Raw genomic sequence first — 23,173 nt, forward strand, 5'->3', positions numbered from 1 at the left:
GGCGTTAAAACACCAGCGCCAGCACGACCGCCAACGCCAACAGCAACAGGATCAGCGCCACGGCCGGCTTGCTGAGCGCTTTCTGCAGCGGCAGAGGCAGAGCGGCGATCAGCGGGTTGAGCAGCGGCTGCGGTTCGACAGGGTGGCTGGCGATCGGCTGCGCCTGGCCGGCTTTATCCAGACGGCGGGCAAACAGCTGATGAATGGCGTCGCTCATTTGCGGGTGCGTCAGCGGTGCATTGGCGCCGCAGTTGAAGCGCGTCTGGCAATAGTCGTTCATCTGCTGCAGTTCTTGCTCATCCGCCGGCTGTTTTAGCGCCGCCAGCAGGTTGTTCAGCGTCGGCGCGTTCTGCGGGCTGAGCGCCACCTTCACCTGTAAAAACTGGTTCAGCAGCTGGAAGTGGCGCGCCGGCAGCGGATCGTTGGTTTTCACGCCCGCCAGATCGAACAGCGTTTGCCAGATTTTAGCCGGCGCTTCGCCGGTCGCGGCGCTGAGTTTGGTGATCTGCTGCTGCAGGCTTTGATGCTCTGCGGGCAGCAGCGGGCGATCGCTGGTGGTGGTTTGCTGCGGCTGGGGAATGGTCAGGCCGCCGGTCTGCAACAGATTCAGCACCTGTTGCAATTGCGGTGGGCTCAGCTGGCTCAACACCGTATGGCCGAACTGCTGGCGAATAAAGTCGCTGACCGCCTGGCGGTTATTGCCCTGCGGCAGCAATTCGGCCAGCTGTTGCAGCAGTTGGCGCCCGGCATGGTTTTGTTGCGCCTGCGTCAGGCGCGTTTGCAGCAGCTGTTCCGCCGGTTGAAAATGGCGCGCCAGCAGTTCGCCGCCTTTGTCGGCGCCGAGATCGTGACGCAGAGACGCCCAGATCTCCGCCGATTTGGCCGGGCTGAGCGTCATGATTTTCACGATCAGTTTTTCCAGCGTCGTGCGCTGCGCCGGAGAGAGAGGTTGATCGTCAGTGGCCGCCGTTTTGCCCGGGGAGGGGGGGCGTTCGCCGGCGATTGGGGTGCCCGGCCCACTCAAAGGTTGCATATCACCAGTCCTTCGCTGTGTATCCCCGCAGTGTGCCTGGAGGAGAGAATCGTCATCGTACCCGGCGAAAAGCGCAGGCTTACCGTCTATGATACCTGTAAATCGCCGCCATCAATACCGCCGCTCAGACATTTCTTTACCGACAAAACGTTGCTAAACGCGTCTGCGTCGCTAAGATAACCCCAGATCTGAACATGAGGATGGCATGGTTAAACGGCAGCGGATTGCAAAATGGTTTTTATGCCTGGCTTGCCTGGTGGTGCTGACGTGCATGACCCAGCGCATGGCGGGCTTGCATGCGCTGCAGCAAACGCTGGGGATCCCGGCCGCCACTGCCGTGCAATCCAGCGACGCCGCCGCCGAAGCGCAGCCGACGCCCTGTGAGCTGAGCGCCAAATCATTGCTGGCCGCGCCGCCGGTAATGTTCGAAACCGTGCTGTTCGGGCTGGGTCTGCTGCTGGCGCTGTTGGCGCCGACCATTGCCGCGCGTCTGCGCATTCCTCCTCCCCGCGCCATTTCACCGCCCACCCTCAGGGTGCACCTTCGATTATGCGTCTTCCGTGAATGAGTTAATCGCCCGTTTTTCGCGGTGAATTAATCATTTATGGAGAATTAACATGTTGAAAATTATCAGGCTGGCCTGCGCTTGCCTGTTTATGCTGTGGCTGCCTGCCTTGCAGGCGGCGGACAGCGGCTGGCTGCAAAATCCGGCCAACGATCATGCCAAGGTGCGGCTGCGCGCCGACACGTCACAGCCGGGAGAGATCCGCCTGCTGCTGTCGGTCGAGCTGCAAAAAGGCTGGAAAACTTACTGGCGCTCTCCAGGCGAAGGCGGCATCGCGCCGGCTATCGTCTGGCAGGGTAACCCGCCGCCGGCGACCTGGCACTGGCCGACGCCGCAGCGTTTCGAGGTGGCCGGCATTTCCACCCAGGGCTATCACGATCGGGTCACGCTGCCGATCGTGATGCCAGGCCAGGTGTCCGGCCCGCTGGCGGGTACGCTGACGCTGTCCACCTGCAGCAACGTCTGCATTCTGACCGACTACCCGTTCAGTCTGGATCTGACCACGCCGAACGATCCGCAGTTTAACCATGACTTCGCGCAGGCAATGGGGCAGGTGCCGATCGCCGCCGGGTTGGCGGAAAGCGTCAAGGCCGGGTATCGCAGCGGCGAGCTGCAGATTTCCGCCGAACGCGCCGCCGGCTGGCAACAGCCTGCGCTGTTCTTCGATACGCTGGCGGATGCCGATCTCGGCAAGCCGCAGGTCGAGACCGACGGCGCTCAGCTGTTGGCGCGAGTGCCGGTCAGCGATGGCTGGGGCGATGCGGCGCCGGACCTGCGCGGCAAAACGCTGACGTTGGTGATCGACGACGGCGGTATGGCGCAGCAGATAACGCTGCCGATCGGCCAGCCGCTGGCCGCGCCGACCGGTGCGGCGTTCCCGCTATGGCAGGCGGTATTGATGGCGCTGGCGGGCGGGTTGATCCTCAACCTGATGCCGTGCGTGCTGCCGGTGCTGGGCATCAAGCTCGGCTCCATCCTGCAGGTGGAGCGGCGCGATCGGCGCAGCGTTCGTCTGCAGTTTCTGGCGTCGTCGCTGGGCATCGTCGCCTCGTTTATGGCGTTGGCCCTGTTGATGACGCTGCTGCGGCTCGGCAACCACGCGCTCGGCTGGGGCATTCAGTTCCAGAATCCGTGGTTTATCGGCTTTATGGTGCTGGTGACGCTGCTGTTCAGCGCCAACCTGTTCGGCCTGTTCCATCTGCGACTCTCATCCGATCTGAATACCTCGCTGGCGACCCATAACGGGCACGGTCTGAGCGGCCATTTCTGGCAGGGCGCGTTCGCCACGCTGCTGGCGACGCCGTGCTCGGCGCCGTTTCTCGGCACGGCGGTGGCCTTCGCGCTGGCGGCGTCGCTGCCGGTGCTGTGGGGCATGTTCATCGCGCTCGGCATCGGCATGAGTCTGCCGTGGCTGCTGATCGCCGCCTGGCCGTCGCTGGCGCTGCGGTTGCCGCGCCCCGGCCGCTGGATGAATACCGTCAAGCTGGCGATGGGATTACTGATGCTGGCGTCGTCGCTGTGGTTGCTGAGCCTGCTGAGCAATCATATCGGCGCGCAGGCCACGCTGTGGCTGGGGGCGCTGGCGTTGCTGGCATTACTGCTGGCGGTGTGGCGCCAGCAAGGGGCACGGTTGGCGGCCAAGCTGGCGGCGGGCACGTTGGTGCTGGCGGGCGCGGCCTTGCTGGCCGGCTCGCTGACCGCCGGTCTGTGGCGTCAACCCTTGCAGGATCGGGTGCAGTGGCAACCGCTGAGCGAACAGGCGATCGCCGAGGCGCTGGCGCAGCATAAGCGGGTGTTCGTCGACGTGACCGCCGACTGGTGCGTGACCTGCAAAGCCAACAAATTCAATGTGCTGCTGCGCGATGACATACAGCGGGCGTTGAGCGCCGATGATGTGGTCGCGCTGCGCGGCGACTGGAGCCGCCCGTCGGCCGACATCAGCGCCTTCCTGCAAAAGCGCGGCAGCGTCGCCGTGCCTTTCAACCAAATCTATGGCCCCGGCAGCCCGGACGGCGAGGTGTTATCCCCGCTGTTGACCCGTGACGCCGTGCTGCAAACGCTTTCCCATGCCAAAGGAACCGAACAATGAAAAAACTACTGATTTTACTGATGATCATCGCCGCCCCGGTGTGGGCCGCCGAGCCTTTCACCCCGGCGCAAGAGGCGCGTATCAAAGAGATGATCCGCGAAACGCTGGTGTCCAACCCGGACATTCTGGCGCAGGCGGTGGACGCCTGGCAGCAGCAAACCGCCAGCCAGCAAATCAGCCAGGCTATCAAGCAGAACGCCAAAACGCTGTATCAGGATCCGGCCAGCCCGCGGCTGGGCGCCGCCAACGCCAAACTGACGCTGGTGACCTTTACCGATTATAACTGCCCGTACTGCAAGCGGTTTGATCCGATGCTGGAGAAGATCGTCAAGCAATACCCGGATGTGGCGCTGGTGGTGAAGCTGCTGCCGTTCAAGGGCGAAAGTTCGGTCAGCTCGGCGCGCGTGGCGCTCACCACCTGGCAGCAGCACCCGGAGCAATTCTGGGCCTTGCATCAGCGGCTGATGGCGAAAAAGGGCTTCCACGACAATGCCAGCATCGCCGCCGCGCAGGAGAAAACCGGCGTCAAGGCGGTGGCGCCGAGCGAACAGAGCATGACCACGCTGCGCAGCAATATGGCGTTGGCGGAGCAACTGGGCGTACAAGGAACGCCGGCGACGCTGATCGGCGATCGGATGCTGCCGGGGGCGGTGTCGTATGAAGAGCTGGAAACGATGGTGAAGCAGCAGCTGGCGAAGGCCAACAATGGCTAAGCTCAAGCGCTGGGGGCGCGAGTTGCTGCTGCTGGCGCTGATCGCATTGGCGGTGGTCACGGTGATGGATTGGCTGAACGCGCCGCAGGCGCCGCCGGCCTTCGATGCCCAGACGCTGACCTCGCTGGACGGCGAGCGCGTGTCGTTGGCGCAGCTTAGCCATGAGCGGCCGCTGCTGGTTTACTTTTGGGCCAGCTGGTGCGGCGTTTGCCGTTTCACCACGCCGGACGTCGCCCGCTTGCAGGCGGAGGGCGGCAACGTGCTGACCGTCGCGCTGCGCTCGGGCGACGATACCCAGGTGAAACAGTGGCTGGCGCGTAAACGGCTGGCGCTGCCGGTGGTCAACGATCCGGCCGGCGCGCTGTCGGCGCAGTGGCGGATTGGCGTGACGCCGACCTTCGTGGTGATCTCGCAGGGCAAGGTGGTGCAGAGCACCACCGGCTGGACCAGCTACTGGGGGATGAAGCTGCGGCTGTGGTGGGCCGCCGTCTAACCGGCGCTTTTCTCCGCTATCACTTCCTCAATCGCCCGGCACAGCCGGGCGATACCTTCTTCAATCTGCGGCGGCGAGTTGGCGGCGAAGTTTAGCCGCAGGCCGTGTGCGCCCAGCTGTTCCTGCGCATAGAAGCATTCACCGCGGGCAAAGGTGACACCGTGCCGCCAGGCCGCCGGCATCAGTTCGGCGGTGGTCACCGTCGCGGGCAGCGTCAGCCAGATAAACAAGCCGCCTTGCGGCGTTTCGAAACGGCACCCCGGCGGCAGCCGCCGTTGCAACGCGTCGATCATCACTTCCAGATGCAGGCGATAGACGCGCCCGGCGCGCCGCAGCTGCTTATCGTAACGGCCGACGGTGACGAACGCGTCCAGCGCCCGCTGGATCAGGCTGGAACTGGTGAAGCTGTCGACGTGCTTCAGCCTGGCGAAACGCTGATAGTGTTCGCTGTCCGCCACCAGATAGCCGATGCGCATGCTGGGCAGCAGCATTTTGGAGAAGGTGCTGACGTAGATCACCGCGCCCGGCTGCGCCAGCGCGCGCAGCGACGGCAGTTGTTTGCCTTGATAACGCAGATCGCCGACGAAGTCGTCTTCCAGGATCACCACGCCGGCCTGTTGGGCGATCGCCAGCAGACGTCGCCGGCGCGTCTCGCTCAGGCAACGGCCGGTCGGGTTGTGGAAGTTGGGGATGGTGTAGATCAGTTTGGGGCGGTGGCGTTCCAACAACTCCGGCAGCAAATCCACCCGCATGCCGTGGCGGTCGCCGGGCACGGTGACGATATTGATGCGGTGCTGGCGCAGCAGACCCAGCGCTTCGGCGTAGGTCGGCTCTTCGACGATCACCGTATCACCCGGCGCCAGCAGGCTTTGCACCACCAGACTGATGGCATGCTGCGAACCGTTGGTGATCAGCACCTGTTCCGCCTGCGTGGGGATGCCCTGGGCGCTGAGGATGCGGCTCAGCGTATCGCGCAGCGGATAGTAGCCGCAGTATTCGCCGTAGCTGAAGGCCTCTTCCGCGTGGCGGCTGAGCACCGACAGCAGCACTTTGCGAAACGCCTCCAGCGGAAATATTTTGGGGCTGCCGACGCCGGCGGCGAAGTTGATCAGCCCCTCCGGCAGCGGAGCGTCGGCGTAGCCGTCCAGACGCGAGGTGAGGGTGGTGAAGCTCTCCAGCGGGAAAGGGGCGTCGCTGGTCGGGCGGGCCGGGCGCGTTTGCGCCTGCGGGTGCGCGACATAGGCGCCGCTGCCGCGCCGCTGATGCAAAAAGCCCTTGGCCGCCAGCTCGGCGTAGGCGTTATCCACCGTTAAACGGCTGACCGCCAGCTCGGTCGCCAGCGTGCGCGTCGAGGGCAGCTTGTCGCCATCGACGAACACGCCGGTGAGGATGGCGCGCCGCAGCGCTTCTTCGATCTGTAAATAGAGCGGAACGTCCTGCTCGCGATCTAACGGGATGTGCATGCGAAATTGGCCCGGTTAGGGAGAGATATTTTCACTATACCCCATGTCAGCAGGGCTTCAAGCGCACAAAAGTGGCCTGCATGACAACGCTGCAAAGTGGCTATAGTGAGAAAAAATGGCCGCGTTACACTCTGTGCCTGAGTATTTATGTCGCCATTTCTCCGAGGATCTCATGTCATTACCGTCAGGCGTTTCCGCCCGGCCGGCGCTGCCCGGCGCGCGCCTCTTTCAGGGCAGCAGCCAGGGGTACGTCATCGCCATTATCAGCGCCATGCTGCTGGCCTTTACCGCCATCATCATCCGCGCGCTGACCGAGTATTACCACCTGCCGACCTTCGTGCTGGCGTTCTGGCGCGCGGCGCTGGTGGCGTTGGTGTTGTTGCCGCTGCTGTTGCTGGTGAAACCGCAGTGGGCGCGTCTGCGCCGTGAGCAGGTGGTGTTCTACGCGCTTTACGGGCTGCTGCTGGCGCTGTTCAACAGCCTGTGGACGCTGTCGGTGGCGCTGAACGGCGCGTCGGTGGCGACCATTCTGACCTACTGTTCGGTGGGCTTTACCGTATTCCTCGGCTGGGTGATGTACAGCGAACGCCTGACGCTGCGCCAATTGCTGGTGATCGCCATCAGCCTGGGCGGCTGCTTCCTGGTCAGCAACGGCGACAGCATGGGGAACAGCCACTTCGATCTGCTGGGGCTGCTGGTGGGGATGCTGTCGGGCATCGGTTATACCCTGTATACCCTCGGCGGGCGGGTGGCCAGCGAACGCGGCTATCCGGTGTGGAACACCATCCTGTACGTGTTCGGGTTTTCGGCGCTGTATCAGCTGGCGTTCAATGCGGCGCTGACGGCGTTCCCGTTGGCGGCGTTCCACGGCATGGCCGGCGATCTGTGGTTCCTGTCGCACAGCGCGCAGGGCATTCAGTGGAGCGGCTGGCTGTTGCTGCTGGCGTTGGCCGCCGGGCCGACGCTGCTGGGTTTCGGGTTGTATAACATCAGCCTGAAAACGCTGCCGCTGGCGGTAGCCAACCTGATCCTGTCGCTGGAGCTGGTGTTCACCGCGGTGATCGCCTATTTCCTGCTGGGGGAGAACATGAATCAGCTGCAGCTGCTGGGCAGCGCGTTGGTGATGGGCGGGGTGCTGCTGTTGAAAAGCAAGACCGCCGAGGCGTGATCGGTTAGCATTACGCCTCGCAAGAGAGGCGGTAATGATGAATAACCCGAGATTGAAACGAGCGCTTATCGCTTGAATGGCCGTGTTGAGTGAACGACAACACGGCCACAGACACTCCGTTCCGTGGCTTTTATTCCCGTAACAAGAGAATACGCCATGTCCGAAAAACACTGGTCCAACACTGAGCTTCTGCATCAGACGGTGACCAACCCGAATATTATCGTCAAAGGCACCCACAGCTACTACAGCGATTGCTGGGACAACGGCTTCGAACGCTCGGTGGTGCGCTATCTGCACGGCGACGCGGTCAGCCGGCAATGGCAGCCGCTGGGCGAAATAGACCGTTTGCTGATCGGCGATTACGTGTGCATCGCGGCCGAAGCGGTGATCCTGATGGGCGGTAATCACACCCACCGCATCGACTGGCTGAGCCTGTACCCGTTTATGGCAACCATCAAGCAGGCATACCGTCCCAAAGGCGATACCCGGCTGGGTGACGGTTGCTGGATCGGCATGCGGGCGATGTTGATGCCGGGGATATCGATAGGCGAAGGGGCGATCGTCGCCGCCGGCAGCGTGGTGGCCGGCGATGTTGAACCTTATGCCATCGTCGGCGGTAACCCGGCGACGTTTATCCGTTGGCGATTCACGCCGGAAATCATCGCGCGGTTGCTTGCGTTGCGCCTCTATGACTTGTCCGAGGCGGACTTTGCGGTGATCCAGCCTCTGCTTGCCGATGACGATATCGGGGCGCTGGAAAAGGGAATTGCGGCCTTGCGCCGTTAAACACCACGGGCGGGGGATCCCTGCCCGTTTCGCGTTATTCGGCCTTGGCCTCGGCCGCCGGTTGGCGGCGTTTGCGCATCAGGCGCAGCAGCGGCGGCAACGCCAGTACCGCGACCGCCAATACCAGCAGCGTTTGCGCGATGCTGCTGCTCCACAGAATGCCGAACTCGCCGTTGCTGATCGACAGCGCGCGGCGCAGGTTTTGTTCCAGCATCTCACCCAGCACAAAGCCCAGAATCAGCGGCGACATCGGGAAATGCATTTTCCGCAGAATGTAGCCGAACACGCCCAACCCGACCATCAACAGCAGGTCGAAGGTGGTGCTGTGCACCGCATAAACCCCTACCGCCGACACCGCGGCGATCGCCGGCACCAGGAACCACAGCGGGATGGTCAGCATGCGGGTGAACAGGCCGACCAGCGGCAGGTTCATGATCAGCAAAATGACGTTAGCGATCAGCAGCGCGGCGATCAGCCCCCAGACGATATCCGGCTGTTCGGTGAACATCGCCGGGCCGGGGGTGATGTTGTACAGCGTCAGCGCGCCCATCATCACCGCCGTGGTGCCGGAACCCGGCACCCCCAGCGTCAGCATTGGAATGAACGAGCCGCAGGCCGAGGCGTTGTTGGCCGCTTCCGGTGCCGCTACGCCGCGAATGTCGCCCTTGCCGAAGGTGTCGCTGTTGCCGCTGATTTTCTTCTCGGTCATGTAGGTCAACGCGCTGGCGATGGTGGCGCCGGCGCCCGGCAGAATGCCGACGAAGAAACCGATCACCGACGAGCGCAGGGTCGGGCCTGCGCACTGCGCCGCCTCTTTGCGGTTGAACAGCAGGCGGCCGGTTTTACGCACCAGCTTTTGCCCGGCGCTGGTGCTTTCCAGCATCAGCAGGATTTCGCTGACCGAGAACAGGCCGATCACCACCACGATAAACTGCACGCCGTCGGAGAGATGCACGCTGTCGAAGGTAAAGCGGTAAACGCCGGTGTTGGCGTCGACGCCCACCGTCGCCAATCCCAGGCCGATCAGCGCCGCCAGCAGCGATTTTAGCGGGTTCTGGCTCATCATGCTGCCGAGGCAGGCGATGGCGAACACCATCAGGGCGAAATACTCGGCCGGGCCGAAGGCCAGCGACCAGCGGGCCAGCAGCGGCGCGAACAGAATGATGCCGCCGATGGCGATCATCGAGCCGATGAACGAGCTGACCGCCGAGATGGACAGCGCCACGCCGGCGCGCCCCTGCTGCGCCATCGGGTAGCCGTCCAGCGCGGTCATGATCGCCGCCGCGTCGCCCGGCACGTTGAGCAGAATCGACGAGATGCGCCCGCCGTATTCGCAGCCGATATATACCGTCGCCAGCAGGATCAGCGCCGATTCTGCCGGCAGTTTGAGGGCGAACGCCAGCGGCAGCAGGATCGCCACGCCGTTGATCGGCCCCAGCCCCGGCAACAGGCCGACGATGGTGCCGACGAAGCAGCCGATCAGGGCGATAATCAGGTTCTGCGGCACCAGCGCCACTTCAAACCCTTGGGTCAAATACATCCAGGTATCCATCATCGCTCCCGTTAGCTCAGCCAGATGCCGAGCGGCTGTGTGACATCGAGAAGTTGGTCAAAGGCGTAGTACAGCGCTGCGCCCATGACGACGCCGGAGATGGCCGCCGCCGGCAGGCTGGCCTGAAACAACAGGCCGATGCTGAACGTCAGCAGCGCGGTCGCCAGCGGAAAGCCCAGCCATTCAAAGCCCCAGGCATACAGCACCAGGGTGATCACCAGCACCAGCAGCCGTTGCAGCACCTTGTGGTGCGGCCATTCCACCGCCTGTGGGCGGCGCAGCAGCAACAGGGCCGCGCACAGCGCCATCAGGCTGAGGATCGCCAGCGGGAACGGGCGCGGCCCCAGCGGTTCATAGCTGTATTCGCTTTGAATGCCCCAGCCGATGAACAGCCCGCCGATACACAGCAGCAGCCAAAAGCCGGCAAAAATACGATCGCTCATGGTTTTCCCCTGCGGTTATTTGGCCAGGCCGAACACTTTCGCCTGCTCACGGTATTGGGCAACCTGATTCTTCACGTAGGCGTCCAGCTCTTTGCCGGTCATATTGAATTCGAACAGGCCGCGCAGATCGCGCTGCTGCTTGAATTCGTCTGTCGCCATCATTTTCTGGAAGGTGTCGATCCACCACTGATACTCTTCATCGCTGACTTTCGGCCCGACGTAGAAGCCGCGAATGATCGGCCACACCAGGCTGTACCCCTGTTCTTTGGCGGTCGGAATGTCGGCCAACTGGCCCGGCAAACGTTGCTCGGCATACACCGCCAGCACGCGGATTTTGTCGCCCTGCAGGTAAGGCACCATCTCGCTCAGGTCACCGGAAACCGCCTGAATATGGTTGCCCAACAGCGCGGTGACCGGCTCGCCGCCGCCTTCGAACGCCACGTAGCGCATCTTGCGCGGATCCACGCCGACTTCGCGCGCCAGCAGCGCGGTTTTCATCCAGTCCTGGCTGCCGATGGAGGCGCCGGCGCCGAACACCACGCTGTTGGGATCTTTTTGGAAGGCGTCCATCAGGTCTTTCAGGGTTTTGTAAGGCGAGTCGGCGCGCACCGCGATCATGCCGTAGTCGGTTCCGACCGCCGCCAGCCATTTCACGTCGTCCACGTTATAGCGGCCGAACTTGCCCTGAGCCAGATTGAGCAGCGAACCGCCGGAGAAGGCCACCACGGTGCCGAACTCCGCCGGGCGCTGCGCGACGATGGCGTTGTAGGCCACCGCGCCGACGCCGCCGGGCATATAGGTGACGCGCATCGGTTTATCGATGGCCTTAGTGTCCTGCAACGACACCTGAATCAGCTTGCAGGTCAGATCGAAGCCGCCGCCGGGCTTGGCCGGCGCAATGCATTCGGTGCGTTTGGGCGCTTCCCCGGCAAAGGCCTGAGAGGCCGCCAGCAACAGTGCGGCGGCGGTCAAGGTACGGGTCATTATTTTTTTCATTGTGGCTTGCCCTCGGTATTGTTCTGGTTGTGAATCCCGCTGAGCGCGGTTGCGGGATTGTTAAAACAACAACCTTTCATTTACCTTTCAGTGGCCGGAAAAGTTTCCAGTCTGTGATTAGGGTCTCTTGTCGCTAGCGAATCACGGGTGCGCTACCATAGAAATGCTGGCAGGAACAGGGCGCAAAACCGGCCAAAATCCTGCGTAATATCAGGTTTGCCGTTTTGCTTTCGCGATAAAATCATGATCAGTGAAATGAATAGAGACGCAGTGATATGTTTTCGTTAGGGAAATTGTTTAGCGGCAGGGACAGCGCCAAAGTATGCGCGATTAAACGGTTGCCTGAGGTCTACGCGGAGATGGTCGGTGGAACCGGGCAGTGCCGTTTGAAGCGACTGCGCGCCGAGGTTGGCGTGTTTGAGCTGCATTTCGTCAACGCCGCCGGTGAAAGATATGCCTGCCAGATGACCGCCTGCGTGACCGGCATCGATCTGGTATTTGCCGTCAACAATCGCTCCGTGCTGGTTTCTGCACCGTTTACCGCCGACAAGCTGCGCTCGGTGCTGGACATTGCCGTGGCCGATAGCCCCATTCCGCTGATCTGACGCCGCCCTGCGATCGCGCTCCATACGCATAATTGTGTGCCAGCTCCCAAAACTGGCGGCGCGGCGCTCTTTTATCCCCTTATTTTCCATGCCATTCTCTGTTATCAGCCTGTTAACGGACGCCGTGTCGGAGCCAGGTTGTTCAGATAAATCAATGGAATGGGAACATGCGACTGTTATTGGTTGAAGATCACCCCGAGCTGTCTCACTGGTTGCAAAAGGCGCTGACCGGCGCCGGGTTTGCCGTCGACGTCGCCCCGGACGGCGTGGCGGCCGATCATCTGTTGCTCAACGAGCGTTATGCGCTGGCGGTGTTGGATGTGGCGCTGCCGCGTTTGAACGGCCTGGATTTGCTGGCGCGCCTGCGCAAGCGCGGGCAGGATCTGCCGGTGTTGCTGCTGACGGCGCACACCGACGTGGCCGATCGGGTAAAGGGCCTGAATCTGGGGGCGGACGATTACCTCACCAAGCCGTTCGAACTGGACGAGCTGGAAGCGCGTATTCGGGCGCTGCTGCGCCGCAGCGTCGGCGCCCCGCAGCCGGCGTTGCAGTACGGCGCGTTGACCTACCATGACGAAGGCTATTTTCTGCTGGAGAGCAAGCCGCTGGCGCTGACGCCGCGCGAACTGGCGGTGTTGACCGCGCTGATGCATCGGCGCGGCCGCCCGGTGGCCAAACAACAGCTGTTCGAGCAGGTGTTTACGCTGTCCGACGAGGCCAATCCCGAGAGCATCGAGCTTTACGTACACCGCCTGCGGAAAAAGCTGCAGGGCAGCGACGTGGCGATCGTCACGCTGCGCGGTCTGGGCTACAGCCTGGAGCTCTGCAATGCGGTGGTTTAATGCGCCGCGTTCGCTGTTCTATCAACTGCTGCTGTTTTTTGGCCTGCCGCTGCTGGCGTTGGGCGGTATCTCTATCTACACCCACTATTTCAGCGCCATGAGCGCCGCCATATTGGCTTACGATCGCACGCTGCTGGCGTCGGCGCGCACCGTGGCGGAGCGACTGGTGGTGCGCGAAGGCAAGCTGGCGGTCGATGTGCCCTATGTAGTGCTCGACAGCTTCGAGCGCAACATGAACGATCAGCTGTATTACGAGGTGATTTCGCCGCAGGGAAAAAGCATCTCGGGCTATGACGATTTGCCGTCGCTGCCGCCCCATATCCCGCGCTCCACGCTCTACCCGGCGCTGGTGCATTTTTATGATGCGGAATACCTCGGCCGGCCGATCCGCGTGGCGGCGCTGTTTCAACCGGTCAACGAGTCGGGGGTGAGCGGCATGGCGACCATTTTGGTGGCGGAAACCCTGGAATCGCGCCGTTACCTGGCGCGGCAGATGATGATCGCGGCGCTGCTGAGCCAGGGCACGGTGGTGGTGTTGACCCTGATCCTGGCGTTCGCGCTGCTCAAGCGGGTGTTGAAGCCGATGCGTAAACTCTCCGGCATCATGCTGCGGCGCGATCCGGGCGAGCTGACGCCCTTGCCGCGGGTATTGCCGTGGTCGGAGATGCAGCCGCTGCTGGTGGCGTTCAATCGCTATATCGAACGGCTGCGGCTGATGGTGGCGCGTCAGGAACGCTTCAGCGCCGACGCTTCCCACCAGCTGCGCACGCCGCTGGCGGTGTTGAAGACGCAGGTCGGGGTGGCGCTGGCCAGCGATCGGCCGCAGCAGTGGCGTGAAAGCCTGCAGGCGATGAGCGCGACGCTGGACAATACCGTGGCACTGACCGACCGCCTGCTGTATCTCTCACGCCTGAAGGCCAGCGAGCACCAGGCCGAGCGCAAGCTGCAGCCGGTCAACCTGGCGCAGGTGCTGCGCGACGCCTGTTTTTCGCGCTTGCCGCAGGCGCGCAGCAAACAGATCGATCTCGGTTTCGAAGGTGAAGCGGCGTGTCAGGTGGCAGGGGAACCGCTGCTGTTGGCCGAACTGTGCGCCAACTTGTTGGACAATGCGTTGAAATACACACCGCGTCAGGGCGTGGTCACCGCTCGCCTCACGCAGGGAAAGGAGACGGGGGAAGGCGTGCTGGAGATTGAAGACAGCGGCCCCGGCATCGCCTTACAGGACAAGGCACTGGCGCTGCAGCCGTTTCACCGGCTGGACAACGTGGGCGATCAGCCGGGCGCCGGCCTGGGGCTGGCGCTGGTGAAGGATATCACCGCGTATCACGGCACCCGCCCGGAGCTGTTGAGCTCCGCCGCGCTGGGCGGCCTGTTGGTGCGGGTGCGTTTCAGGCTGTTGTCTTAAGCCTGTTCTTTGCAGGACTCGACGTCAGCCGCCGGGACTTTGGCTTTACGCGTCAGCGGCGTGCGCAGCCGCTGCGACAGGATAACGCCCAGCAGGGTAATGCCGCCGCCGATCAGGTGGTAACCGTGCAACTGCTCATGCAGGAACAGCACGGCGATAGCGGCGGTAAACACCGGCGCCAGGTTCATGAAGATCGAGGCGGTGTTGGCGCCCAGGCGCATCACGCCCTGGATCCACAGGAACGGGGCGATGATCGAAGCCGGAATGCCGGCGAACAGCACCAGCGGCAGGTTATGGCCGTTCAAGCCGACATCCTGCGCCATCAGGAAATTAGGCAGCAGCAGCAGCACGCCGAACAGGATCTGCACGTACAGCGATTGCCAGTTCGGCAGCGCGATGGCCCAGCGTTTGGTCAACACGCCATACAGCGCGTAAGAGGCGGTGGCGAGCAGCATCATCAATTCCCCCTTGCCGATACCGTGCTGCAGCAGTACGCCGGGCTGGCCGCCGCTGACCAGCCAGATCAAACCGCCGAAGGAGAGAATACTGCCGAGCAGCACGCCGACGGTCGGCGCAATGCGCAGCAGGACGATGCTGATCAGGATGGTCAGCAGCGGGATCAGCGACACGATGATGCCCATAAACAGCGCGCTGACGCTGTGCGCCGCGTAATAGGCCAGGCTTTGATACAGCACCATGCCCAGCAGGCCGAGGATCATCAACTTCCACCAGTTGGCGCGCACCTGCGCCCAATTGCGCAGCACGCCCGGCAGCACGAACGGCGTCAGGGCAATCAACGCCAGCAGCCAGCGGTAGAGCGAGATGGCCGCCGGATCGATGGCGGTGGCGGAGAGTTTGCTGACGACGGCGTTAATCGACCAAATCAGCACGGCCAACAGCGGGAAGAGCATATTCATGATAATTATTCTCAATAACGTCCAACATGCTGGCTAGTCTACGCGTGTCCGGTTTATCATATATAGCGATATCCAGACAAAAATCGGCGTAAACAAGACAAATCACGGGACGAAACCATGCCAGAAATCCGCCATTTCCCCGAGTCGCTGATCCCGGCGCCCAACCCGGTGCAGTTCCGCTGCGAAGAGTTTAACGCGCGCACCGAATTCCAGCCGCACAGCCACACCTGGGGCCAGTTGATGTGGGTCAAGGCCGGGGTGATGGTGCTGCGCATCGGCGGGCAGCGCTTTCTGGCGCCGCCGGAGTTCGTGTTGTGGGCGCCGGCGGGCATCGAACACTCCTGCTACAACCAGCGACTGGCGCAGTGCCGCATGGTGGACATCACGCCGGCGCTGTGCGCCGGTATGCCGGCCGACCCCTGTCTGGTGAGCGTCACGCCCATCTTCCGCGCCATCGCCGAGGATTTCTATGCGCGCAAGCAGTACATTCCGCAGGCGGAGGAGGATTTGCGCCTGTGCCAGGTGCTGATCGATCAGCTGCGCCTGTCGCCGCGTCAGCAAACCTATCTGCCGTCGTCGGACGACAAATTTTTGGCGCCGGTGCTGGAAGCGCTGGAGCATTGTCCGGCGGACAACACCTCGCTGGCGACGTGGGCGGCGCGGGTCTACACCACCGAGCGCACGCTGTCGCGCCGCTGCCAGCAGGATCTGGGCATGTCGTTCAGCGAGTGGCGCCAGCGCCTGCGTTTTCTGCATGCAGTGTCGTTGCTCGAGCAGGGCAAAACCGTGCAGGACGTGGCGTTGGACGTCGGCTACAGCTCCGCGTCGGCCTTTATCGTCATGTTCCAGCAGATCGCCGGCACCACCCCTGAACGCTTTCGCCGTGCCTGATTCAGTGGCACACTATTTCGCAGACAAATAGCCGTAAACCGTCGGAGAACGCAGTGAAAATTCTGGTTGATGAAAATATGCCGTACGCGGCCGAGCTGTTCAGCCGCCTGGGCGACGTGCAGGCGGTGCCGGGGCGTCCGATCCCGCGCGAGGCGCTGGCGGATGCCGATGCGCTGATGGTGCGTTCGGTCACCAAGGTCAATGAAGCCTTGTTGGCCGGCAGCCGCATTGGCTTTGTCGGCACCGCCACCGCCGGCACCGATCACGTTGATGACGCCTGGCTGCAACGGCAGGGCATCGGGTTTTCCGCCGCGCCGGGCTGCAACGCCATCGCGGTGGTCGAGTATGTGTTCTCCGCCTTGATGCTGCTGGCCGAACGCGACGGCTTCCAACTGCGGGATAAAACCGTCGGCATCGTCGGCGTGGGCAACGTCGGTTCCCGCCTGGACGCGCGCCTCAAAGCGCTGGGCGTGCGCACGCTGCTGTGCGATCCGCCGCGTGCCGATCGCGGCGACGCCGGGGAGTTTTGGCCGTTGGAGAAGCTGGTGGCCGAGGCCGATGTGCTGACCTTCCATACGCCGCTGAATAAATCCGGCCCTTACCATTCGCTGCATCTGGCGGATGCGGATCTGTTGGCGGCGCTGCCGGACAAGCGCATTCTGATCAACGCCTGTCGCGGGCCGGTGGTGGATAACACCGCGCTGCTGCAGGCGTTGGAAAAGGGCAAAAAGCTGAGCACGGTGCTGGACGTGTGGGAACCCGAGCCGGATCTCGCCTTGCCGCTGCTGGCGCGGGTGGATATCGGCACCGCGCATATCGCCGGGTATACGCTGGAAGGCAAGGCGCGCGGCACCACCCAGGTGTTCGAAGCGTTCAGCCGCCATCTGGGGCAGCCGCAGCAGGTGGCGCTGGCCTCGCTGCTGCCGGTGCCGGAGTTCAGCCTGATCCGCCTCAACGGCCCGCTGGATGAAGCGCGGTTAAAACGATTGATGCACTTGGTGTATGATGTGCGCCGCGATGATGCGCCACTGCGCAAAGTCGCCGGGCAACCGGGCGAATTCGATCGCCTGCGCAAGCACTACCAGGAGCGCCGCGAGTGGTCTTCGCTGGCCGTGCAATGCGATGACAGCGCCAGCGCCGAGCTGCTCGGCAAGCTGGGCTTCAGCGTGGCGTAGTGTAAGGTTGTCTTAAGCCAACGCCGCTACAGTGAGCGGTAAAGATTATCGGGCGGTGATTGCACTGCCCGTGTGCTTTTATGAATGAAATACTCTGGAGAAAACCCGATGTCTGACGGCTGGAATATCGCGCTGCTCGGCGCCACTGGCGCGGTAGGTGAAGCGTTGCTGGAATTGTTGCAGGAACGCCAGTTCCCGGTGGGTGAACTCTATCCTCTGGCAAGCGAACGCAGCGCGGGCGCCAATGTGCGCTTCAACGGCAAGTCTCTTCTGGTGCAAAACGCCGAAGAGTTCGACTGGTCGCAGGCGCAGCTGGCCTTCTTCGTCGCCGGCAGCGACGCTTCCGCGCGCTATGCCGAAGAAGCCGGCAACATGGGCTGCCTGGTGATCGACACCAGCGGCCTGTTCGCCATGGAGCCGGATGTGCCGCTGGTGGTGCCGGGCGTGAACCCGCAGGTGCTGGCGGATTACCGCAACCGCAATATCGTGGCGGTGGCCGACAGCATGGTCAGCCAACTGCTGACGGCGATCAAACCGCTGACCGAACAGGCGGGGCTGTCGCGTCTGCACGTCACCACGCTGATGTCGGTATCGTCGCGCGGCAAGGTGGCTGTGGACGACTTGGCCGGCCAGAGCGCGCGCCTGCTGAACGGCATTCCGGCCGAGGAAGGCGTCTTCGGTAAACAGCTGGCGTTCAACCTGCTGCCGCTTGTCGCCGACGAGCAGGGCAGCGTGCGCGAAGAGCGCCGGATCGTCGATCAGGTGCGCAAGGTGCTGCAGGATGAAGGGCTGCCGATTTCGGTGAGCTGCGTTCAGTCGCCGGTGTTTTACGGCCACGCGCAGGTGGTGCACCTGGAAGCGCTGCGCCCGCTGTCCGCCGAAGAGGCGCGCAGCGAGCTCGAAGAGGTCGAAGACATTCAGCTGAGCGAAGAGGACGATTACCCGACCCAGGTCACCGACGCTTCCGGCAGCGATGCGCTCAGCATCGGTTGCCTGCGTAACGATTACGGCATCCCCGAGCTGCTGCAGTTCTGGACGGTAGCGGACAATGTGCGCTTCGGCGGCGCGTTGATGGCTATCGAAACCGCCGAGCGTCTGGTGCAGGAGCAGATGTACTGATGTCTGAGGTGGTCTCGCCCGCTCAGCCGACGCTGAAGGTAGCGCTGGGCATCGAATATGACGGCAGCCGGTACTACGGCTGGCAGCGGCAGCAAGAAGTGGCCAGCGTGCAGGAACGCCTGGAGCAGGCGTTGAGCAAGGTGGCGGATGCGCCGATTACCGTGCTGTGCGCCGGGCGCACCGACGCCGGGGTGCACGCCACCGGGCAGGTGGTGCATTTCGAAACCACTGCGCGCCGCAAGGACGCCGCCTGGACGATGGGGGTGAATACCCATTTGCCGCCGGACATCGCGGTGCGTTGGGTGAGCCCCGTCGCCGACGATTTTCACGCGCGTTTCAGCGCCACCGCGCGCCGCTACCGCTATATCATTTTCAACCATCGCTACCGGCCGGCGGTGCTGCAGCAAGGGGTGACGCATTTTTATCACCCGCTGGACGCCGATCGCATGCACCGGGCGGCGCAGGCGCTGCTGGGCGAGAACGACTTCACGTCGTTCCGCGCGGTGCAATGTCAGTCGCGCACCCCGTGGCGTTGCGTAAAACACGTTAAGGTTACGCGCTACGGCGAATATATTGTGGTAGATATCAAGGCGAATGCCTTTGTGCATCATATGGTTCGCAACATCGTCGGCAGCCTGATGGAGATCGGCTGCGGCAATCAGGGTGAGAACTGGATGGCCGAGTTGCTGGCGCTGAAGGATCGCAATCTGGCGGCGGCGACGGCGCGAGCCGAGGGGCTGTATCTGGTTGCCGTGGATTACCCTGACCACTTTGGTCTACCGCGGCCGCCGATGGGGCCGCTGTTTTTGCCCGACGATTAAACGCCGGCACGCCTGAAAGCGTTGCTCCCTTGTGCTTCTGCCGGGTGATTGAAACGCCCGGCATCAATGAGAGAATTTATGGACATCATCAAGTTTATTATTGATTTTATTCTGCATATTGATGTGCACTTGGCCGAACTGGTCGCACAATACGGCATGTGGGTCTACGCTATTCTGTTCCTGATCCTGTTTTGCGAAACCGGTCTGGTGGTGACGCCGTTCCTGCCGGGGGATTCTTTGCTGTTCGTCGCCGGCGCGCTGGCGGCGTTGCCGACCAACGATCTGAACGTGCATACCATGGTGGCGTTGATGGCCGTGGCGGCGATCATCGGCGATGCGGTGAACTACACTATCGGGCGGTTGTTCGGCGAGAAGCTGTTCAGCAACCCGAATTCGAAAATCTTCCGCCGCAGCTACCTGGACAAGACGCATCAGTTCTATGAGAAGCACGGTGGGAAAACGATTATTCTGGCGCGATTCGTGCCGATCGTGCGTACTTTTGCGCCGTTCGTCGCGGGCATGGGGCATATGTCCTATCGCCACTTCGCCGCCTACAACGTGATTGGCGCACTGGTTTGGGTGCTGCTCTTCACTTATGCTGGCTATCTGTTCGGCGATCTGCCGGTGGTGCAGGAGAACCTGAAGCTGTTGATCGTCGGGATCATCATCGTTTCGATTCTGCCGGGCGTGATTGAAATTTGGCGCCACAAGCGCGCGGCCGCCCGCCAGCAAAAACAGTAAAAACATCGCTTAACCTGTCGGTTCGACCAGTTTTTTGTCCACAGCGTCGGGCCGATATGGTTTAATGAGCGACATTATGGTCTGTTCCTGCGAACAACCCTGAAGCCGATGCCTCAGTCGCCGCGCTTGCCGCGCCGCGAACGGGCATTTTTTCATTGGGGTGTTTTCGGGGGGATTGTTAAAGCATGAACAGCGGACTGGCGTGTGCCAGGTTCAAACAGAAAGGTCATCGATGAGCTGGATTGAACGAATTCTTAACAAGAGCAATATCACACAAACCCGTAAGGCGAGCATTCCTGAAGGGGTCTGGACTAAATGCGACAGCTGCGGCCAGGTTCTCTACCGCGCCGAGCTGGAGCGGAATCTGGAAGTGTGCCCGAAGTGCGACCACCACATGCGTATGAGCGCGCGCGCGCGTCTGCATACCCTGCTGGACGAAGGCAGCGAAGTGGAGCTGGGCAGCGATCTGGAGCCGAAGGACGTTCTGAAATTCAAGGATTCCAAGCGCTATAAAGATCGTCTGGTCGCTGCACAGAAAGCGACTGGCGAGAAAGACGCGCTGGTGGTGATGAAGGGCACGCTGTACGGCATGCCGATCGTCGCCGCGTCCTTCGAATTCGCCTTCATCGGCGGCTCGATGTCTTCCGTGGTCGGCGCGCGTTTCGTGCGTGCGGTTGAGCAGGCGCTGGAGGACAACTGTCCGCTGGTGTGCTTCTCCGCCAGCGGCGGCGCGCGCATGCAGGAAGCGCTGATGTCGCTGATGCAGATGGCGAAAACCAGCGCGGCGTTGGCCAAAATGCAGGAGCGCGGCTTGCCGTATATCTCCGTGCTGACCGACCCGACCATGGGCGGTGTCTCCGCCAGCCTGGCGATGCTGGGCGACATCAATATCGCCGAGCCGAAAGCGCTGATCGGTTTTGCCGGCCCGCGCGTTATCGAGCAAACCGTGCGCGAGAAACTGCCACCAGGCTTCCAGCGCAGCGAGTTCCTGATCGAAAAAGGCGCGATCGACATGATCGTTCGCCGTCCGGAAATGCGCCAAACGTTGGCGAGCATTCTGTCCAAGCTGACCAACCAGCCGCAGCCGCATTTCGATGAGGCCGCGCCGGTCATTGAGCCGGAGCCGCAGGCCGACGCCTGAGGCAAAGACAGATCCCGCCCGGGTTCAGCCGCCACTTTGTGGCTAAGTGACGGCTGATGCCCGCTCCCTGCCGGCCGTAGCCTTTCCGCTGCGGTTTGCAGGCTGGCGGCAGTCACGAAGCGCATCGCCTTTACCGCGGTGAGGGTGGTGCCCTGATGGATTAATGAACCCAAGTTCAGTGATGGGACTCATGCAAAACCACCAAATTCCCCAAGCCACGTCGCCATTGAGCTCGTGGCTTTACTATCTGGAACGTCTGCACAGCCAGGCGATCGAACTCGGCCTTGAGCGCGTACAGCGCGTCGCGGCGCATCTGGATTTACTGACCCCCGCACCCACGGTGTTCATCGTTGCCGGCACCAACGGCAAAGGCACCACCTGTCGCACCCTTGAAGCTATTCTGCTGGCCGCCGGCCTGCGCGTCGGCGTCTACAGTTCACCGCATCTGGTGCGCTATACCGAACGCGTGCGCATTCAGGGCGAAGAGCTGAGCGAAGCGGAGCACAGCCGCTCGTTCGCCGCCATTGAAGCCGGCCGCGGCGAAACGTCGCTGACCTATTTCGAATTCGGCACCCTGTCGGCGCTGCAGCTGTTCAAACAGGCGCGACTCGACGTGGTGATCCTGGAAGTGGGGCTGGGCGGGCGTCTCGACGCCACTAACATCGTCGATCCGAGCGTGGCGGTGATCACCAGCATTGCGCTCGATCACACCGACTGGCTGGGCAACGATCGCGAAAGCATCGGCCGTGAAAAGGCCGGCATTTTCCGCAGCGGCAAACCGGCGGTGGTCGGTGAACCCGATATGCCGGACAGCATTCGTCAGGTTGCCGAAACGCTGGGCGCGCCGCTGTCTCGCCGTGGTGAAGCCTGGCGCTTCAGCGAGCAGGGCGATCGCTGGCAGTGGCAGGGCGGCGACACGCTGCTGACCGATCTGCCGACGCCGAACGTACCGCTGGCCAACGCCGCTACCGCGCTGGCGGCGCTCAACTGCAGCCCGCTGGAAATCGACGAACGCGCGATTTTCACCGGGCTGCAGCAGGCGACGTTGCCGGGGCGTTTCCAGATCGTGCGGCGGGAGCCGACGCTGATCCTCGATGTGGCGCACAACCCGCATGCCGCCGGCTATCTGGCCGGGCGTCTGGCCCAACTGCCGCGCAACGGCGGCAAGGTGCGCGCGGTGGTGGGCATGCTGTCGGACAAGGATATCGCCGGCACGCTGGCCTGCCTCAGCGAGCAGGTGGATGAATGGTACTGCGCGCCGCTCGACGGGCCGCGCGGCGCCAGCGTCGAACAGCTGGCGCAGCATCTGACGGAACCGCGCCGCTTTAATGATGTCGAAACTGCCTGGCGGCAGGCTATGCAGGATGCTGATAAACAGGATATTGTGATCGTCTGTGGATCGTTCCACACCGTGGCGCAGGTGATGGCGGCGTTAGACGAGATGCGGGGAGTGTGAGTGGCGAGTAAATTTCAGAACCGACTGGTCGGAACCGTGATTCTGGTGGCGCTGGGGGTGATCATCCTGCCAGGGTTGCTGGACGGCAAAAAGAAGCATTACGAGGATGAATTCGCGGCCATTCCGTTGGTGCCGAAGGCGGGCGACGTCGAAGAGAACGACGTGCTGCCACCGGTGACGCAACCGTTGCCGGCGCAGCCGCCGGAAGGGGCGGGCGCGCTGGTCGAACAGCAGGCGGCCAACGAAGCGGCGGCGCAACAGGCGGTGCGGCAAGGTGCTCAGCAGCCAGCGCAGGTGGCGCCGCCACCGGTCGAGACGCGTCCTCAGCCGGTGCCGCAGCCCAAGCCGAAACCGGTAGAAACCAAACCGGTAGAAACCAAACCGGTGGAAGTGAAACCGAAACCGGTGCCGCAACCGAAACCGGTGGAAGTGAAGCCGGTACCGAAGCCGGAGCCGACGCCGAAACCTGAACCGACGCCGCAGCCGAAACCGGCGGAAGAAAAAGCGCCGGCCGGGCAAGCCTACGTCGTGCAGCTCGGGGCGTTGAAAAATGCCGCCAAGGCGAACGAGATTGTCGCCTCGCTGCGCCTCTCGGGCTATCGCGCCTTTACCGTGCCGTCAACGCCGGTGCAGGGGCAGATCACCCGTATCTACGTCGGCCCGGACGCTTCCAAGCAGAAGCTGCAGGCGGCGCTGCCGTCGCTGAACTCGATCAGCGGGCTGAGCGGGCAGGTGAAGCCGTACGGCCGTTAAACCCCG

General features: G+C 62.7%; 23 protein-coding genes. 17 read left to right on the forward strand and 6 right to left on the reverse strand.

The genetic code is table 11. The features are described from left to right. Window positions 1-4: 4 nt before the first annotated feature. Window positions 5-1,033 (reverse strand): flagella biosynthesis regulator Flk, encoded by a 1,029-nt coding sequence (gene flk / locus ACMGGK_RS06290; protein WP_164053294.1) that lies wholly within the window; start codon window positions 1,031-1,033, stop codon window positions 5-7. Between the two features lie 205 nt (window positions 1,034-1,238). On the opposite strand from flk, the gene ACMGGK_RS06295 reads away from it, so the two are divergent. From ACMGGK_RS06295 to ACMGGK_RS06310, 4 genes are read left to right on the forward strand one after another with little or no spacing between them, the layout of a single operon-like run. After that, window positions 1,239-1,601, forward strand: coding sequence for a hypothetical protein (locus tag ACMGGK_RS06295; protein WP_033639760.1), 363 nt, complete (start codon window positions 1,239-1,241; stop codon window positions 1,599-1,601). 49 nt (window positions 1,602-1,650) lie between these two features. After that, a complete protein-coding gene (locus ACMGGK_RS06300) occupies window positions 1,651-3,687 on the forward strand; it encodes a protein-disulfide reductase DsbD family protein (protein ID WP_420276762.1) in 2,037 nt (678 codons plus the stop codon). Next, a complete protein-coding gene (locus ACMGGK_RS06305; protein WP_049300074.1) occupies window positions 3,684-4,400 on the forward strand; it encodes a DsbA family protein in 717 nt (238 codons plus the stop codon). The genes ACMGGK_RS06300 and ACMGGK_RS06305 overlap by 4 nt, the downstream gene beginning before the upstream one ends. Further along, window positions 4,393-4,893 (forward strand): protein disulfide oxidoreductase, encoded by a 501-nt coding sequence (locus tag ACMGGK_RS06310; protein ID WP_016926868.1) that lies wholly within the window; start codon window positions 4,393-4,395, stop codon window positions 4,891-4,893. Before ACMGGK_RS06305 ends, ACMGGK_RS06310 begins: the two co-directional genes overlap by 8 nt. Here ACMGGK_RS06310 and ACMGGK_RS06315 read toward each other — a convergent pair. Continuing rightward, entirely contained in the window at window positions 4,890-6,356 is a 1,467-nt protein-coding gene (locus tag ACMGGK_RS06315) for a PLP-dependent aminotransferase family protein (RefSeq protein ID WP_016926869.1), read from the reverse strand. The two genes, ACMGGK_RS06310 and ACMGGK_RS06315, sit on opposite strands and share 4 nt — an antisense overlap. Before the next feature lie 172 nt (window positions 6,357-6,528). Here ACMGGK_RS06315 and ACMGGK_RS06320 point away from each other — a divergent pair, with 172 nt between their 5' ends. Then, a complete protein-coding gene (locus ACMGGK_RS06320) occupies window positions 6,529-7,524 on the forward strand; it encodes a DMT family transporter (protein ID WP_079452187.1) in 996 nt (331 codons plus the stop codon). Between the two features lie 156 nt (window positions 7,525-7,680). Beyond that, entirely contained in the window at window positions 7,681-8,310 is a 630-nt protein-coding gene (locus ACMGGK_RS06325; protein WP_049300072.1) for a CatB-related O-acetyltransferase, read from the forward strand. Window positions 8,311-8,344: 34 nt separating this feature from the next. Here ACMGGK_RS06325 and ACMGGK_RS06330 read toward each other — a convergent pair whose 3' ends face one another. From ACMGGK_RS06330 to ACMGGK_RS06340, 3 genes are read right to left on the reverse strand one after another with little or no spacing between them, the layout of a single operon-like run. Continuing rightward, window positions 8,345-9,862, reverse strand: a complete 1,518-nt coding sequence (locus ACMGGK_RS06330) for a tripartite tricarboxylate transporter permease (protein WP_079450301.1) — start codon at window positions 9,860-9,862, stop codon at window positions 8,345-8,347. Window positions 9,863-9,873: 11 nt separating this feature from the next. Then, on the reverse strand, window positions 9,874-10,305 hold the full coding sequence (locus ACMGGK_RS06335) for a tripartite tricarboxylate transporter TctB family protein (RefSeq protein WP_420276763.1): 432 nt from the start codon (window positions 10,303-10,305) through the stop codon (window positions 9,874-9,876). 15 nt (window positions 10,306-10,320) lie between these two features. Beyond that, window positions 10,321-11,301, reverse strand: coding sequence for a Bug family tripartite tricarboxylate transporter substrate binding protein (locus ACMGGK_RS06340; RefSeq protein ID WP_028127751.1), 981 nt, complete (start codon window positions 11,299-11,301; stop codon window positions 10,321-10,323). Between the two features lie 386 nt (window positions 11,302-11,687). Between ACMGGK_RS06340 and ACMGGK_RS06345 the strand changes: the two genes are divergently transcribed. From ACMGGK_RS06345 to ACMGGK_RS06355, 3 genes are all read left to right on the forward strand, one after another. Then, complete coding sequence (locus tag ACMGGK_RS06345; protein ID WP_228009735.1) at window positions 11,688-11,906, forward strand: hypothetical protein; 219 nt, start codon at window positions 11,688-11,690, stop codon at window positions 11,904-11,906. A 167-nt stretch (window positions 11,907-12,073) separates the two neighbouring features. After that, on the forward strand, window positions 12,074-12,748 hold the full coding sequence (gene tctD, locus ACMGGK_RS06350) for a transcriptional regulator TctD (protein ID WP_420276764.1): 675 nt from the start codon (window positions 12,074-12,076) through the stop codon (window positions 12,746-12,748). After that, on the forward strand, window positions 12,735-14,153 hold the full coding sequence (locus ACMGGK_RS06355; protein ID WP_420276765.1) for a sensor histidine kinase N-terminal domain-containing protein: 1,419 nt from the start codon (window positions 12,735-12,737) through the stop codon (window positions 14,151-14,153). The genes tctD and ACMGGK_RS06355 overlap by 14 nt, the downstream gene beginning before the upstream one ends. Here the strand turns inward: ACMGGK_RS06355 and ACMGGK_RS06360 are convergent. After that, window positions 14,150-15,070, reverse strand: coding sequence for a DMT family transporter (locus tag ACMGGK_RS06360; RefSeq protein WP_049300070.1), 921 nt, complete (start codon window positions 15,068-15,070; stop codon window positions 14,150-14,152). The two genes, ACMGGK_RS06355 and ACMGGK_RS06360, sit on opposite strands and share 4 nt — an antisense overlap. Before the next feature lie 117 nt (window positions 15,071-15,187). On the opposite strand from ACMGGK_RS06360, the gene ACMGGK_RS06365 reads away from it, so the two are divergent. The 8 genes from ACMGGK_RS06365 to dedD all read left to right on the forward strand — a co-directional run bounded on the left by ACMGGK_RS06365 (window position 15,188) and on the right by dedD (window position 23,167). Beyond that, complete coding sequence (locus tag ACMGGK_RS06365; RefSeq protein WP_015378596.1) at window positions 15,188-15,961, forward strand: AraC family transcriptional regulator; 774 nt, start codon at window positions 15,188-15,190, stop codon at window positions 15,959-15,961. Window positions 15,962-16,014: 53 nt separating this feature from the next. Beyond that, entirely contained in the window at window positions 16,015-17,136 is a 1,122-nt protein-coding gene (gene pdxB / locus ACMGGK_RS06370; protein WP_193842986.1) for a 4-phosphoerythronate dehydrogenase PdxB, read from the forward strand. A 108-nt stretch (window positions 17,137-17,244) separates the two neighbouring features. Next, window positions 17,245-18,255, forward strand: coding sequence for an aspartate-semialdehyde dehydrogenase (locus tag ACMGGK_RS06375; RefSeq protein ID WP_420276766.1), 1,011 nt, complete (start codon window positions 17,245-17,247; stop codon window positions 18,253-18,255). Next, window positions 18,255-19,076, forward strand: a complete 822-nt coding sequence (truA, locus tag ACMGGK_RS06380; RefSeq protein WP_004936132.1) for a tRNA pseudouridine(38-40) synthase TruA — start codon at window positions 18,255-18,257, stop codon at window positions 19,074-19,076. Before ACMGGK_RS06375 ends, truA begins: the two co-directional genes overlap by 1 nt. Before the next feature lie 78 nt (window positions 19,077-19,154). Further along, window positions 19,155-19,817 carry a DedA family protein gene (locus ACMGGK_RS06385; RefSeq protein WP_004936130.1) on the forward strand — a complete coding sequence of 221 codons (663 nt, stop codon included), beginning with the start codon at window positions 19,155-19,157 and terminating at the stop codon, window positions 19,815-19,817. A gap of 232 nt (window positions 19,818-20,049) precedes the next feature. Next, window positions 20,050-20,958 carry an acetyl-CoA carboxylase, carboxyltransferase subunit beta gene (gene accD / locus ACMGGK_RS06390; protein ID WP_028127750.1) on the forward strand — a complete coding sequence of 303 codons (909 nt, stop codon included), beginning with the start codon at window positions 20,050-20,052 and terminating at the stop codon, window positions 20,956-20,958. Window positions 20,959-21,148: 190 nt separating this feature from the next. Beyond that, window positions 21,149-22,414, forward strand: a complete 1,266-nt coding sequence (gene folC, locus ACMGGK_RS06395; RefSeq protein ID WP_420276767.1) for a bifunctional tetrahydrofolate synthase/dihydrofolate synthase — start codon at window positions 21,149-21,151, stop codon at window positions 22,412-22,414. After that, window positions 22,415-23,167: a cell division protein DedD gene (gene dedD / locus ACMGGK_RS06400; protein WP_143778406.1), complete on the forward strand. Its 753-nt coding sequence runs from the start codon at window positions 22,415-22,417 to the stop codon at window positions 23,165-23,167. The last annotated feature ends 6 nt before the right edge of the window (window positions 23,168-23,173 follow it).

Source organism: Serratia sp. BNK-33-b, assembly GCF_048684565.1.
GTDB classification, from domain to species: domain Bacteria; phylum Pseudomonadota; class Gammaproteobacteria; order Enterobacterales; family Enterobacteriaceae; genus Serratia; species Serratia marcescens.

Coding starts and splice junctions, on each gene's coding strand:
- flk (WP_164053294.1), bottom strand. CDS start 1,033: ATGCAACCTTTGAGTGGGCCGGGCACCCCAATCGCCGGCGAACGCCCC.
- ACMGGK_RS06295 (WP_033639760.1), top strand. CDS start 1,239: ATGGTTAAACGGCAGCGGATTGCAAAATGGTTTTTATGCCTGGCTTGC.
- ACMGGK_RS06300 (WP_420276762.1), top strand. CDS start 1,651: ATGTTGAAAATTATCAGGCTGGCCTGCGCTTGCCTGTTTATGCTGTGG.
- ACMGGK_RS06305 (WP_049300074.1), top strand. CDS start 3,684: ATGAAAAAACTACTGATTTTACTGATGATCATCGCCGCCCCGGTGTGG.
- ACMGGK_RS06310 (WP_016926868.1), top strand. CDS start 4,393: ATGGCTAAGCTCAAGCGCTGGGGGCGCGAGTTGCTGCTGCTGGCGCTG.
- ACMGGK_RS06315 (WP_016926869.1), bottom strand. CDS start 6,356: ATGCACATCCCGTTAGATCGCGAGCAGGACGTTCCGCTCTATTTACAG.
- ACMGGK_RS06320 (WP_079452187.1), top strand. CDS start 6,529: ATGTCATTACCGTCAGGCGTTTCCGCCCGGCCGGCGCTGCCCGGCGCG.
- ACMGGK_RS06325 (WP_049300072.1), top strand. CDS start 7,681: ATGTCCGAAAAACACTGGTCCAACACTGAGCTTCTGCATCAGACGGTG.
- ACMGGK_RS06330 (WP_079450301.1), bottom strand. CDS start 9,862: ATGGATACCTGGATGTATTTGACCCAAGGGTTTGAAGTGGCGCTGGTG.
- ACMGGK_RS06335 (WP_420276763.1), bottom strand. CDS start 10,305: ATGAGCGATCGTATTTTTGCCGGCTTTTGGCTGCTGCTGTGTATCGGC.
- ACMGGK_RS06340 (WP_028127751.1), bottom strand. CDS start 11,301: ATGAAAAAAATAATGACCCGTACCTTGACCGCCGCCGCACTGTTGCTG.
- tctD (WP_420276764.1), top strand. CDS start 12,074: ATGCGACTGTTATTGGTTGAAGATCACCCCGAGCTGTCTCACTGGTTG.
- ACMGGK_RS06355 (WP_420276765.1), top strand. CDS start 12,735: ATGCGGTGGTTTAATGCGCCGCGTTCGCTGTTCTATCAACTGCTGCTG.
- ACMGGK_RS06360 (WP_049300070.1), bottom strand. CDS start 15,070: ATGAATATGCTCTTCCCGCTGTTGGCCGTGCTGATTTGGTCGATTAAC.
- ACMGGK_RS06365 (WP_015378596.1), top strand. CDS start 15,188: ATGCCAGAAATCCGCCATTTCCCCGAGTCGCTGATCCCGGCGCCCAAC.
- ACMGGK_RS06375 (WP_420276766.1), top strand. CDS start 17,245: ATGTCTGACGGCTGGAATATCGCGCTGCTCGGCGCCACTGGCGCGGTA.
- truA (WP_004936132.1), top strand. CDS start 18,255: ATGTCTGAGGTGGTCTCGCCCGCTCAGCCGACGCTGAAGGTAGCGCTG.
- ACMGGK_RS06385 (WP_004936130.1), top strand. CDS start 19,155: ATGGACATCATCAAGTTTATTATTGATTTTATTCTGCATATTGATGTG.
- accD (WP_028127750.1), top strand. CDS start 20,050: ATGAGCTGGATTGAACGAATTCTTAACAAGAGCAATATCACACAAACC.
- folC (WP_420276767.1), top strand. CDS start 21,149: ATGCAAAACCACCAAATTCCCCAAGCCACGTCGCCATTGAGCTCGTGG.